11 protein-coding genes are annotated in these 13,515 nt (G+C 66.0%); 10 read left to right on the top strand and 1 reads right to left on the bottom strand.

The features are described 5' to 3' along the window. Positions 1–2 precede the first annotated feature (2 nt). From lysA to CXQ91_RS02575, 9 genes are all read left to right on the top strand, one after another. Positions 3–1,496: a diaminopimelate decarboxylase gene (gene lysA, locus CXQ91_RS02535; protein ID WP_104172330.1), complete on the top strand. Its 1,494-nt coding sequence runs from the start codon at positions 3–5 to the stop codon at positions 1,494–1,496. Beyond that, positions 1,497–2,813 (top strand): homoserine dehydrogenase, encoded by a 1,317-nt coding sequence (locus CXQ91_RS02540; protein WP_104172331.1) that lies wholly within the window; start codon positions 1,497–1,499, stop codon positions 2,811–2,813. Continuing rightward, positions 2,814–3,920: a threonine synthase gene (gene thrC / locus CXQ91_RS02545; RefSeq protein WP_104172332.1), complete on the top strand. Its 1,107-nt coding sequence runs from the start codon at positions 2,814–2,816 to the stop codon at positions 3,918–3,920. Positions 3,921–3,922: 2 nt separating this feature from the next. Then, complete coding sequence (gene thrB / locus CXQ91_RS02550) at positions 3,923–4,909, top strand: homoserine kinase (protein WP_104172333.1); 987 nt, start codon at positions 3,923–3,925, stop codon at positions 4,907–4,909. A gap of 346 nt (positions 4,910–5,255) precedes the next feature. Then, positions 5,256–7,463 carry a transcription termination factor Rho gene (gene rho, locus CXQ91_RS02555; RefSeq protein WP_104172334.1) on the top strand — a complete coding sequence of 736 codons (2,208 nt, stop codon included), beginning with the start codon at positions 5,256–5,258 and terminating at the stop codon, positions 7,461–7,463. Positions 7,464–7,571: 108 nt separating this feature from the next. After that, positions 7,572–8,645 carry a peptide chain release factor 1 gene (gene prfA / locus CXQ91_RS02560; RefSeq protein WP_104172335.1) on the top strand — a complete coding sequence of 358 codons (1,074 nt, stop codon included), beginning with the start codon at positions 7,572–7,574 and terminating at the stop codon, positions 8,643–8,645. 18 nt (positions 8,646–8,663) lie between these two features. Then, positions 8,664–9,563: a peptide chain release factor N(5)-glutamine methyltransferase gene (gene prmC, locus CXQ91_RS02565; RefSeq protein ID WP_104172336.1), complete on the top strand. Its 900-nt coding sequence runs from the start codon at positions 8,664–8,666 to the stop codon at positions 9,561–9,563. A gap of 4 nt (positions 9,564–9,567) precedes the next feature. Further along, the gene (locus CXQ91_RS02570; RefSeq protein ID WP_104172337.1) at positions 9,568–10,368 is read left to right on the top strand and encodes an L-threonylcarbamoyladenylate synthase; all 801 of its coding nucleotides are present in this window, start codon (positions 9,568–9,570) and stop codon (positions 10,366–10,368) included. Beyond that, complete coding sequence (locus tag CXQ91_RS02575) at positions 10,365–11,123, top strand: WecB/TagA/CpsF family glycosyltransferase (RefSeq protein ID WP_104172338.1); 759 nt, start codon at positions 10,365–10,367, stop codon at positions 11,121–11,123. Before CXQ91_RS02570 ends, CXQ91_RS02575 begins: the two co-directional genes overlap by 4 nt. Here CXQ91_RS02575 and CXQ91_RS02580 read toward each other — a convergent pair. Beyond that, positions 11,120–12,016: a glycosyltransferase gene (locus tag CXQ91_RS02580; RefSeq protein ID WP_104172339.1), complete on the bottom strand. Its 897-nt coding sequence runs from the start codon at positions 12,014–12,016 to the stop codon at positions 11,120–11,122. The genes CXQ91_RS02575 and CXQ91_RS02580 overlap by 4 nt on opposite strands. 296 nt (positions 12,017–12,312) lie before the next feature. Here CXQ91_RS02580 and CXQ91_RS02585 point away from each other — a divergent pair, with 296 nt between their 5' ends. Continuing rightward, on the top strand, positions 12,313–13,473 hold the full coding sequence (locus CXQ91_RS02585; protein ID WP_104172340.1) for an MraY family glycosyltransferase: 1,161 nt from the start codon (positions 12,313–12,315) through the stop codon (positions 13,471–13,473). Positions 13,474–13,515 lie beyond the last annotated feature (42 nt).

A 13,515-nucleotide genomic window follows, 5' to 3' on the forward strand; every position in this document is an offset into this window, starting at 1 on the left:
CAATGACCGGGAACTCCCTGAACCACGCATCGCCGCTGGCACCGGACTGGCTTGCCGTTCCGGCGGACCTCAATGCGCTCCATGAGCCCATGTGGGCGGCCGGAGTTGCCAGGAACGACGCCGGCGAGCTCGCCATCGACGGCATTCCGGTCAGCGAGCTCCGGCGCCAGTTCGGCACGCCGCTGTTCGTGATGAGCGAGAACGACTTCCGGGCACGCGCCCGGGCCTTCAGCGACGCCTTCAATGACGCCTTCGCCGACATCTGCGGGGGAGTGGATGTCTACTACGCCGGGAAGTCCTTCCTCTGCACTGCCGTCGTCCGGTGGGTGGAGGAAGAGGGGCTGCGGCTGGACACCGCCTCCGGCGGGGAACTCGCCGTCGCCAGCCGCGCCGGCATCCCGGGGGCCGACGTCGCCCTGCACGGGAACAACAAGTCCGACGCCGAGATCCACCGTGCGCTGGACATGAAGCTGGGGCGGATCGTCGTGGACAGCCTCGCGGAGCTGGAGCGCGTCGCGAAAATCGCCTCGGACCGCGGCGAAACCGCCAAGGTGATGCTGCGGCTCACCCCCGGAGTGCATGCGCACACGCACGAATTCATTGCCACCGCCCATGAGGACCAGAAGTTCGGCCTCTCCATGGCGGAGGATTCCACGGACCAGGCCGGCCTGTCCGCCGCCGAGGAAGCCGTGGCCGCGGCCACGAGCTACCACAGCATTGAACTCCTGGGCCTGCACTGCCACATCGGCTCGCAGATCTTCGAGCCGGACGGCTTCGCGCTGGCCGCCGTGAAACTGCTCAATTTCCTCGCCGCGATGCAGGGGAAATACTCCATCGTCCTGCCTGAACTGGACCTCGGCGGCGGCTACGGCATTGCCTACACGCCGGTGGACACACCGCGCCCGCCGGCCGAGATCGCGCAGGCGATGGCCGCCGTCGTGCGTTCCACCTGCGCCGAACTGGGCATCACCGCACCGCGGATCTCCATTGAGCCGGGGCGCGCCATTGTGGGGAGCACCACCTTCACCCTCTACGAAGTGGGAACGCTCAAGACCGTCCGCGTGGACCCGCCCGGCGCCGGAACCGGCGACGGCGGCGAAAATGCCGCGAATGCAGAAGGAACCGTTACGCACCCCCGCCGCTATGTGTCGGTGGACGGCGGCATGAGCGACAACGCCCGTCCGGTGCTTTATGACGCGGATTATTCGGCAATTGTGGCCTCGCGGAGCTCCGACGCAGCACCGCAGCTGTCCCGCGTAGTGGGCAAACATTGCGAGAGCGGCGACATAGTTGTTAGAGATGTATATCTGCCCGAGGACGTGGCAGCCGGTGATCTGCTCGCTGTACCGGGGACCGGCGCCTACTGCTGGGCCCTGTCAAGCAACTACAACTATCTGGCCCGGCCGGGCGTTGTCGCTGTGCGCGACGGATCAGCACGGCTGATTATCCGCGGGGAAACCGAACAAGATCTGCTGAACCGCGACATGGGAGTCTGAATGACTGAATTGCGAACCCTGAAGGTAGCCCTGCTGGGCTGTGGCAACGTTGGGGCCCAGGTGGCGCGGATTCTGATTGAGGACGCCGAAGCGCTGGCCGCCCGCACCGGAGCCCGCCTGGAACTGACCGGCATCGCCGTGCGCACCATCGATGCGCCCCGTGACGTTGAGCTGCCGCGGGAACTCTTCACCACCGACGCCGACACCCTGGTCAAGGATGCCGACCTCGTCATCGAACTGATGGGCGGCATCGAACCTGCCCGCACCCTGATCCTCGCCGCCATCGAGAACGGCGCCAGCGTGGTCACCGGCAACAAGGCCCTGCTGGCCCAGGATGGCCCCACGCTCTACGAGGCGGCAGACAAGGCCGGCGTCCAGCTGTCCTACGAAGCAGCCGTGGCCGGCGCCATCCCCATCCTGCGCCCCATCCGCGACAGCCTCTCCGGCGACCGCATCACCCGGGTCCTCGGCATCGTCAACGGCACCACCAACTTCATCCTTGACCAGATGGATTCCACCGGTGCGCAGTTCGCCGACGCCCTCGCCGAGGCCCAGCGCCTTGGCTACGCCGAAGCGGATCCCACAGCCGACGTCGGAGGCCTTGATGCCGCAGCCAAGGCGACCATCCTCGCCTCGCTGTCCTTCCACACGCGCTTCGACCTGGAGAACGTCCACTGCGAAGGCATCACCGAAGTCAGCGCGTCGGATATCGCCGCGGCCAAGGACGCCGGGTTCGTCATCAAGCTCCTCGCCATCGCGGAGAAGCTGACCGCCGCCGACGGCACCGAGGGCGTCTCCGTCCGCGTGCACCCGACGCTGCTGCCGCGCGAACACCCGCTGGCGGCCGTCCATGGCGCGTTCAACGCCGTGTTCATCGAAGCCGAGAACGCCGGCGAGCTGATGTTCTACGGCCAGGGCGCCGGCGGAACCCCGACAGCGTCTGCCGTCGTGGGCGACCTCGTCTCCGCTGCCCGCCGGATTGTCCTGGGCGGGCCTGCGCAGACCGAGACCACCATCGGACACGTTCCCGCGCTGCCCATCGACGCCGTCAACACGAGCTACTACATTGGCCTCGACGTTGCTGACCAGCCGGGCGTGCTGGCACGGATCGCCCAACTGTTCGCGGAGCACGGCGTGTCCATCGAGATCATGCGCCAGACCATCCACCGCGATGCCGACTCCAACGTGGAATCGGCCGAACTGCGGATCGTCACCCACCGCGCAACCGAAGCTGCACTGGCAGCAACCGTCCAGGCCGTGAAGGGCCTCGACGTCATCAATTCCGTTACATCCGTTCTTCGGGTAGAAGGAGTCTAAGTGGCTCACCAATGGCGCGGTGTCATCCGCGAATACGCTGATCGTTTGCCCGTAACGGAAAGCACGAAGGTCATTACCCTCGGTGAGGGCGGCACGCCGCTGGTCCACGCGCAGAAGCTGTCCGAGCTGACCGGCTCCACCGTGTACCTCAAGGTCGAAGGCATGAACCCCACGGGATCCTTCAAGGACCGCGGAATGACCATGGCCATGACGGCAGCGGTGGCCTCCGGCGCGAAGGCAGTCGTGTGCGCCTCCACCGGGAACACCTCCGCTTCCGCCGCCGCATATGCCACGGCCGCTGGGCTGAAGTGTGCCGTGCTGGTGCCCGAAGGCAAGATCTCCATGGGCAAGCTCAGCCAGGCCATCGCGCACGGCGCGACGCTGCTGCAGGTGGACGGCAACTTCGATAACTGCCTGGACATCGCCCGCAAGCTCGGCGAGGCCTACCCCGTCTTCCTGGTGAACTCCGTGAACCCTGCCCGCATCCAGGGCCAGAAGACCGGCGCCTTCGAGATTGTCGATGCGCTCGGCGACGCCCCGGACATCCACGTCCTGCCGGTGGGCAACGCCGGAAACATCACCGCGTACTGGAAGGGCTACAAGGAGTACTCAGCGCCGTTCGAGTCCGAAACTGCCGGAACCCTCGCTGCCGTATCCACCAGGACACCGCAGATGTGGGGCTTCCAGGCCGCCGGCGCGGCCCCCTTCGTGGTCGGCCACCCCATCACGGAGCCCGACACCATCGCCACGGCCATCCGGATCGGCAACCCTGCATCCTGGGACGGCGCCATCGCGGCCCGTGACGAATCCGGTGGTTTCATCGACTCCGTCACCGACGACGAGATCCTGGCAGCCCACCGCTGGCTGTCGGCCCGCGAAGGCGTCTTCGTCGAGCCCGGTTCCGCCGCCGGCGTCGCCGGACTGATCAAGAAGCACGCGGCCGGCGAGGTCCCCGCAGGCAAGACCATCGTGATCACCGTGACCGGCCATGGCCTGAAGGACCCGCAGTGGGCGCTGCGCACCGAGGACGGCAGCGATGTTCAGCCCGTCAAGGTGTCCAACGACGTGGTCACCGTGGCCGCCGAACTGGGCCTGGAAGAAAAATAACCTTGGAAACCACCCTCACAGTCCCGGCCGAGTCTGCCGCCGGCGCGCCGGCAGTCCCGGCCGGGCAGTTGGTGACCGTACGCGTCCCGGCCACCAGCGCCAACCTCGGCCCGGGATATGACAGCCTGGGCCTGGCCCTTTCGCTGCATGACACCCTGACCGTGGAAACCCTGGGCAGCGGCGAACTGCAGTTCGAGCTCAGCGGCGAAGGTGCGGAGACGCTTCCGCGCGACGCCAGCCACCTCGTGGTCAGGGCCGTCACGGAAGCCCTGCACCGGCTGGGCTTCCGGCACGAGGGCCTCCGCATTACCGCCGACAACGTCAACCCGCACGGCCGCGGCCTGGGTTCCTCGGCTTCGGCCGTCGTGGCGGCGGTGACCGCCGCGAATGCACTGGTTCCGGAGGCTTCCCGGCGGGGCAAGGACTGGATCCTGCAGCTCACGAGCGAAATGGAAGGCCATCCTGACAACGTCGCACCGGCCATTTTCGGCGGGCTGGCGCTGTCATGGCAGGACAGTGACCAGTACAGCAGCACGTGCGCTACCGTGGCGGATTCGGTGATTCCCGTCGTCGCAGTACCGGACTACGAGCTTTCCACCGAAGCGGCCCGCGCGCTCCTGCCGGCGTCCGTGGGCCATCATGCGGCCGCCATGAACTCCGGCCGGGCGGCGCTGCTCATCCACGCCCTCACCAGCAAACCGGAATTCCTGCTCGCCGGCACGGAGGACTACCTCCACCAGAGCTACCGCGCGGAGGCCATGCGCCCCAGCGCGGAGCTGATCCGGGCCCTGCGCCGTGCAGGGCACGCAGCCGTTGTTTCCGGCGCGGGACCAACCGTCCTGGTGCTGGCCAACGGGGAAGACGAGGCCGGTACGGTGGTGGACTTCATTGACGCCTACACCCGGGCCAACACGCCGGATGTTGGCTGGCGCGTGATGAAGCTGGCGGTGGACGTCGAAGGTGCTAAAGTGGGAGTGCACCGGCGGTAATCCCGCAGGCAGTTAGTCAAAGAATCAGAATCGCAGTCAAAAGAACCCGATGTTGGCCATGGCGCCTGTCTAATCGTTTGCTGCTCTGAAATTCAACTGCGCAATAGTCTCCGGTGCCGCCTGCTTTGGTCTGTCGCAGGAACCTGCAGAATCACTCTGCACCCCTGAAGCGTCAGTCCGCCATTCCGGTCTCTTGTTGGAATGTCGAGGTGTATCAGTATCCGGCCCTGCTGGCCGAATTCCATCCGGCAAGGCCGAAATCCGGCTGTAGATCTGAACTGCAGCCCAGATCAAATCATCGCGTCCAGCTCCCAGTCTGGACGCCGTCGAGGGGGAAGGATCCTTCGTGACCGAAACCACTGAGCTGTCTCCAGCTGTGGACATATCATCTTCTGCTACCGATTTGTCGGCAGCACCCGCCAAGAGCAGCGGCCTTGCCGGCCTCAAGCTCGCCCAGCTGCAGGCTCTCGCCAGCCAGTTGGGTATTTCCGGCGGATCCCGCATGCGCAAGGGCGATCTGGTGACCGCCATTTCCGCTCATCGTGCGGGCACTTCAGCCACCAAGGCTCCGGCCAAGGGCGCTGAAAAGACCGGCGAAACCATCTCGGCCCGGGCAAAAGCGCCGGCTGCTGCGGCCCCTGCGGCTGAAGCCGTGGAGGCTCCCGCCGCGGAAGGCACCCGTGCCCGCCGTGGCCGCAGCCGCCGCGCCGGCAGCGACGGTGTTGTGACCGCTCCTGCCACCGAGGCACCCGCCCCGGAAGCCGCACCCAGCGAGGCGCCCGCAGCCCCGTCGGCTCCTGAAGCCGGCCAGGCCGCTGTGTCCGAAGCTGCTGCACCTGAAGCCGCAGAGCGCCGCCAGCCCCGCACCCGGAACCGCCGCCGCGGTGAAGCGGCAGCCCAGGCTCCGGCCGTCGAAGCTGAAGCACCGGCCGAGGCCCCCGCCGAACAGCGTGGCGAGCAGCGTGAACAGCGCGGCGAGCAGCGTGAACAGCGCGGCGAGCAGCGCACCGAACAGCGTGAACAGCGCACCGAACAGCGTGAACAGCGCACCGAACAGCGTGAGCAGCGCGGAGGTGACCAGGGCGGCGAGGCTGCCGAAGCCGGTCAGCGCAACGAACGCCAGACCACCCGCACCCGAGGCGGCCGCGACGGCGGAGACACCACCGGTACGCGCGAAACGCGCCGCGACGACACCCGCGAAAGCGATGATGCAGACGGCGGAAGCCGCCGCAACCGCCGCAACCGCCGTGACCGCAACGACCGGACAGGCGGCCAGGACAGCCGGGACAACTCGCGCAACGACCGCAACGACCGCTTCCGCGACCGTAACGACCGCCGTCGTGGACGCGCCCAGGGACCGGACGTCGACGACGTCGAGGTCACCGAGGACGATGTCCTGCTGCCCGTCGCCGGCATCCTGGACGTGCTGGAGAACTACGCGTTCATCCGCACCTCCGGTTACCTGCCGGGGCCGAATGACGTCTACGTGTCCCTCGCCCAGGTCAAGAAGTACAACCTGCGCAAGGGCGACGCCGTAGTCGGCGCCATCCGGGCACCGCGTGAAGGCGAAGACCGCAGCCAGCAGACTGCCCGCCAGAAGTTCAACGCCCTGGTCCGCGTCACCTCAGTGAACGGCAAGACGCCGGAAGAGCTCAAGGACCGTGTCGAGTTCGCCAAGCTCGTTCCGCTCTACCCCTCCGAGCGCCTGCGCCTCGAGACGGACCCGAAGAAGATCGGCCCCCGCGTCATCGACCTGGTTGCCCCGATCGGCAAGGGCCAGCGCGGCCTGATCGTTTCGCCGCCGAAGGCCGGCAAGACGCTCATCCTGCAGTCCATCGCCAACGCGATCACCACCAACAATCCTGAGGTCCACCTCATGATGGTGCTCGTTGACGAACGTCCCGAAGAAGTCACGGACATGCAGCGCACCGTGAAGGGCGAGGTCATTGCCTCCACCTTCGACCGTCCCGCCGACGACCACACCACCGTGGCCGAGCTCTCCATCGAACGCGCCAAGCGCCTCGTGGAAATGGGCATGGACGTTGTGGTGCTCCTCGACTCCATGACCCGCCTGGGCCGCGCCTACAACCTGGCGGCGCCGGCTTCCGGCCGTATCCTGTCCGGTGGCGTCGACTCCGCAGCGCTGTACCCGCCGAAGCGCTTCTTCGGTGCAGCCCGCAACATCGAAAACGGTGGCTCGCTCACCATCCTGGCAACCGCTCTCGTCGAGACCGGCTCCAAGATGGACGAGGTCATCTTCGAAGAGTTCAAGGGCACCGGCAACATGGAACTGCGCCTGTCCCGCCAGCTCGCGGACAAGCGCATCTTCCCGGCAGTGGACGTCAACGCGTCCGGTACCCGCCGCGAAGAGAACCTGCTTTCCCCCGAGGAAGTCAAGATCATGTGGAAGCTGCGCCGCGTCCTTTCCGGACTCGAAACGCAGCAGAGCCTTGAGCTGCTGACCAACAAGATCCGGGAGACCCAGAGCAACGTTGAGTTCCTCATGCAGGTCCAGAAGACGACGCTTGGCGCGAAGTCGGATAACGACAAGTAGCTGCGCTCACCGCCCAAAATATGCCGGCCTGATGGCCGGCATATTTTGGGCGGTTCGTCGTTAAGTCCCGTGAAACTAGACTTGTATGAGTCGAAAGAGGTTTTGAAAATGTTTGAGTCCGTACACGGCCTGCTTGATGAGCATGATGCCATTCAGGCGCAGCTGGGGGATCCTGCTGTTTATGCTGACCAGCGGCTGGCTCGTAAGCTGGGGCGGCGGTCTGCGCAGCTTAATGGCATTGTGGACGCTTACCACAAGTGGCATGCGATCCAGGATGATCTCGCGGCTGCGAAGGAAATGGCTTCGGAGGATCCGGAGTTTGCGGCGGAGGTTCCTGAGCTGGAGGCTGCCCTGGAGGCGGCTTCGGCCAAGCTGCGGCGGCTTCTGATTCCTCGCGACCCGGACGATGCCCGCAACGTAATCCTTGAGGTCAAGGGTGGTGAAGGCGGCGATGAGGCTGCCCTGTTCGCCGGCGACCTGCTGCGCATGTACACCCGGTACGCGGAATCACGCGGCTGGAAGACGGAACTCATTTCAGCCACCGAATCGGACCTCGGCGGGTACAAGGACGTCCAGATGGCCGTCAAGGGCAACTCCAACGATCCGGCAGAGGGCGTCTACGCCCGGCTCAAATTCGAAGGCGGCGTGCACCGTGTGCAGCGCGTCCCCGTGACGGAATCCCAGGGCCGCATCCACACCTCGGCTGCCGGCGTGCTGGTGCTTCCGGAAGTGGACGAGCCCGAGGAACTCGAGATCAACCAGAACGATCTCAAAATCGACGTCTACCGGTCCTCCGGACCCGGCGGACAGTCCGTTAACACCACGGACTCCGCGGTCCGTATCACCCACCTTCCCACCGGAATCGTGGTGGCCATGCAGAACGAGAAGTCCCAGCTGCAGAACCGTGAAGCCGGCATGCGCGTCCTGCGTGCCCGCATCCTGGCCCACCAGCAGGAGCAGATCGACGCCGAGAACTCCGCGCAGCGGAAGTCCCAGATCCGTACGATGGACCGCTCGGAGCGGATCCGTACGTACAACTACCCGGAAAACCGGATCGCGGACCACCGCACCGGTTACAAGGCCTACAACCTGGACCAGGTCATGAACGGCGACCTTGAGCCCGTGATCCAGTCGGCCATCGAGATGGACGAACAGGCCCGCCTCGACGCCATCGGCGAATAGTCCCCGGCCGGTCGCTTGATGACACTTGGAACAGGACTGAGCCTGGCGGAGGCCGTCCGCGAAGCAACCGCACTGCTGGCCGATGCCGGTGTTCCCAGCCCCCGCGTGGACGCGGAACTGCTGGCGGACCACCTCCTGGGCGTCGGGCTGGGCAGGCTGCGGGCCATGCTCCTGGGGGATTCCCCGGAACCGGACGGCTATGCCGAGCTGGTGGCGGAGCGCGTACGTCGCGTCCCGCTGCAGCACATCACCGGTGTGGCCCACTTCCGATACCTGCAGCTTGCCGTGGGTCCCGGCGTGTTCATTCCCCGGCCGGAAACCGAGTCGGTAGTCCAGCTGGTCATTGACTGGCTCAAGGACCTGGAGCGGCTGCACGGCAGGGACCACCCTAAGGTGGTGGACCTGGGCACAGGCTCAGGAGCCATCGCGGGCTCGGTGGCGCACGAGGTGCCCGGTGCGGAAGTCCACGCAGTGGAGTTCAGTGAATTCGCGCATGCCTGGGCGGCACGGAACCTGGCGCCGCTGGGCGTCAAACTGGTCCGCGGGGACCTTCGCGATGCGCTGCCGGAACACAACGGAACTTTCGACGTCGTGGTGTCGAATCCGCCGTACATTCCCGCGGAAGCGATCCCCAACGAACCCGAGGTGGCCCTGCACGATCCGCCCGAGGCGCTTTACGGCGGGGGAGCGGACGGAATGGTACTTCCGACGGCGGCAGCGGCGTCCGCTGCCCGGCTGCTCGTTCCCGGCGGCTACTTCGTGATGGAACATGCCGAAGTCCAGGCAACGTGGATCGCTACGATGCTGAAGAACTCCGGTTGCTGGTCCGATGTGACAACGCACGTGGACCTCAACGGCAAGGAACGTGCCACCAGCGCGGTCCTTACCGAACCGTCTGACCAAGTGATGAAAGAATAGGCCAGTGACCACAACCTATGACTGCACGGCAGCCGACCAGCGGGCTGAAGGGCTGGAGCATGCCCAGCGGGCCATCCGCCAACACAAATGCGTGGTGTTCCCGACGGACACGGTTTATGGAATCGCCGCGGACGCCTTTTCGCCGCAGGCCGTCACCATGCTCCTCGTCTCGAAGGGCCGCAGCCGGCAGATGCCGCCGCCCGTCCTGATCCCGAGGCTCAATGCCCTGGACGGACTGGCAACTGATGTGCCCGCAGAGGCCCGCAAGCTTGCCGAGGCCTTCTGGCCGGGCGGCCTCACCATGATTTTCCACGCACAGCCTTCGTTGGACTGGGACCTGGGTGAAACCAAGGGCACCGTGGCGTTGCGGATGCCGGCCGACGACGTCGCGCAGGACCTGCTGACGCTGACCGGACCCTTGGCGGTGTCCTCCGCGAACCGCACCGGCCAGCCGGCTGCCCGGACCGCCGCCGACGCCATGACCCAGCTCGCGGAATCGGTGGAGGTCTACCTCGAAGGCGGGCTGCGGCCGGCAGGCGACGGGGACGTTGAGGCTCTTCCGTCCACGATCGTCGACGCCACTGCACAGCCGCTCAGGGTGGTCCGCCAGGGTGCCATCACGCTGGAACGGCTCCGCGAGGTTGTCCCGGGCCTGTTGGACATTGACGGTATTGCCGCCGACGTCCCGGCGTCCGAACCGGAACCCGGCAATGAAATGGTGGCTGAACCGGAGCCGGCATCAGATGAGCCTGCTGAACCGGCTCCCGCTGCCCAACCGCGCGTGACGGGAACCGGCACCGAATGATCATGACGCGGCAGCACATCCCTGTTCTTGGCGTGGACGCGACGCCACTCACCGTTTCCGAGATGACCGCGACGCTCAACCGCTTTGTCGCTGAAGGCGTCACCCGCACGGTGGTGGGCCACAACCTGCACAGCGTGACGCTCTTCCATTCGGACCCGGAATTCCGCGCCCTCTACGAAGGCAGCGATGTGGTGCTGCTCGACGGCGCCCCGGTCCTGTTGCTGTGGGGACGCTCGGGGGATGCGGACGGGCCGGTCATGGACTACCGGCTGGGCTCCACCGACTGGATCCCGGCCCTGGGGAATGTCGAAGGCCTCGAACGGATTGCCGTGATCGGCGCCGGAGCAGAGGCCAACGCCAAAGCAGTGGCGCGCCTGGCGGGGATCGTGCCGAATGCCAAGGTTGCCGGCATGCCCGGCGAAGGCTGGAACGACGACATTGAGGACCAGGCCGTGGCCTGGCTGGCGGAGCTTCGCCCGCAGCTGGTGCTGATCGGCCTCGGCATGCCCCTGCAGGAGATGGTTCTCCGCCGCCGGCTGGACGCCCTTCCCCCTGCCGTGTACTGCGCCGTGGGCGGAGCGATCGAACAGATTGCCGGTATCCAGAAGCTGGCACCGCGCTGGCTCGGCCGCCTGGGCCTGGAATGGGCGTGGCGGCTCATGCTGCACCCGCGCAGGGTGGCTTACCGCGTGTTCGGTGAGCCGTGGGTGCTCCTGGCGCTCCTGATCCGCCGACGCTTTACGTCAAACCGCTAGAACTTCTGGTCCTTCAGGGGTGCGAACCCCTTGCCGCGGAGTCCGGTGGAAAACGCCCGGAACCAGTCGGCCAGCCCGCGGAAGTCGCCGCGACGCAGGAAGTAGCCGAGGTAGCCGCCCACATCCGCCACGAGGGACTTGACCCGGAAGTGGCGGCGGATCAGGTAGCCGCGGTTCCGGTAATAGTAATAGCGCTTGAAAGCGGTCTCCGGAACAATCACGTGCCACCGGGCGCCGAAAACGTGCTTCGTCTCGGCAAACGCGTGCGGATGCGTGATGGCCGTCGTGGTTACCGTGCCGAACCGGATTCCCGCCTTGCGGAGCCTGATGGTGAAATCCACCTCGTCGCCGCGGATGAACAGCCGCATGTCGGGCAGGCCCACCTTGAAGAAGACGTCCGAACGGATCAGCGCGCCGTTGAAGAAGTGGCCGTCGTCGGGCAGGAAGCCGAGCTTCTCCACTTCCGCACGGTCATGCGTCACTTTGCCGTCGAGACGGAAGAAAAAGGACAGCCGATCAGGGTGGCCGGGCGCAGCCACGAGGGGGACAACCGCGTCGAGGCCCCGCGACTCAGCCTCGCGGAGCAGCGTGGCGAGGCATTCCGGGTCGCCGGGCTCGGCGTCGTCGTCCATCATCCAGATCCAGTCCGCGCCGCTGGCCACGGCCTTGAGGATGGCCAGCGAGAAGCCGCCGGCGCCGCCCAGATTCGCTTCCGACCGGACATAGTCCACGTTGGAGTGCTCTTCCGCCACGTCCTTGGCGGGCACGGTGCCGCTGTCCACGAGGCAGATGGAACGGACAGGCGAAGTCTGCCTATTGATGGCATTCAGCAGAACGGCGAGCTCACGGGGACGGTCAAACGTCACGGCAGCAACTGCAACCGACATGGACATTGCTGGTTCCTTTCAACACGGCCGCCGGTGGTTTTCCCGCCGGCATTGGGCCGTGTGACGCGAAGCCAGCAAGCCGTTGGCATTAGTATCTTGACTAGAGTCCACTGTAATACAGCCCTGTCAGGCACTACGCACTGCCTGCCGCGCGCACGGCGACGGAGAAGTTTCATTTATCGAAAGTCAGTTCCACAGCAATCCCGCCCGAGCTATCCCAGCCGCCCGGCATTGACCCGGCCGCAGGGATACACGCTGCCCGGGGCCGGTTCCGCTGACGGCGCGGGGAAGGTGGCGTCCCCATGATCATGTACCTGCTCATGATGCTGACTGCGGCCGTGGTGTCCTATGGCGCAACCTGGGGCGCACGCCTGGTTGGCAACAGGCTTCAACTGTTTTCGCCGATCCGCAGCCGCGACACGCACTCGCACAAGGTCTCCAGGCTGGGAGGCCTGGGCATTTACGCAGGATTCCTGGTGGCGCTCTGTGTTGCCAGCCAGTCATTCTTCGTCAAAGACATCTACCGCGGCAACGCCTCCCCGTGGGGGGTCCTCGCCGGCGCGACGCTGATCGTCATAGTGGGCCTCGCCGACGACTTGTTGGACCTGCGGTGGTGGGTGAAGCTGATCGGCCAGAGCGCCGCAGCAATGGTGGTGGCCATCTGGGGCGTCAGGATGGCCATTGTCCCGTTCGTACCGGAACCGATCATCCTCGAGAACGAGATTGTGAGCATAGTCCTCACCGCCGGTCTGATCGTGACCACTATGAACGCCTTCAACTTCATCGACGGGCTCGACGGGCTGGCCGCCGGCGTTGCCATCATCGGCGGCGCTGCCTTCTTCCTGACGGCCTACTGGGTGCACCGCAACTCGGACGTGCTGGACAAGTCCGACCTCGCGACACTCCTGACCGCGGTCGTGGTGGGCAGCTGCGTGGGCTTCCTGCCGCACAACTGGTTTCCCTCGAAGATCTTCATGGGCGACTCCGGCGCCATGCTCATCGGCCTGCTCCTGGCCTCCGCAGGCATCGTGTCAACCGGCCAGATCACCTCCGGACTCTATGACCGCGCCAACGGTATACCGACCATCATCCCCATCCTCCTGCCGTTCGCAGTGTTGTTCCTGCCGTTGCTGGACCTTGGCCTGGCTGTCGTTCGCCGCACGGCGCTGGGCCGTTCGCCCTGGTCCGCCGACCGCGGGCACCTCCATCACAAACTGATGGACATCGGATACTCCCACCGGACCGCCGTCGTCCTGATGTACATGTGGACGTGCATCCTGGCGTTCGGTGGCCTGGCATTCGCCATCTTCCCGTGGCAGACGGTGCTGGCCATGGATGTGGCCGCGGCGGCCGTTATGGCCGTGGTGACCGCATGGCCGTACCTTCGCGACAAGGCCCCGAAGCCCGGTCCGCGGTCGGAAGCAGAGGCCGAAGCCGAAGCCGAAGCAGCGGGGCAGGAATGAGCGTTGACGTCGCTTTTCCGAATAATTTCTATCTCATGTAGA

It is taken from the genome of Arthrobacter sp. Y81 (assembly GCF_002929335.1).
Lineage (GTDB): Bacteria > Actinomycetota > Actinomycetes > Actinomycetales > Micrococcaceae > Arthrobacter.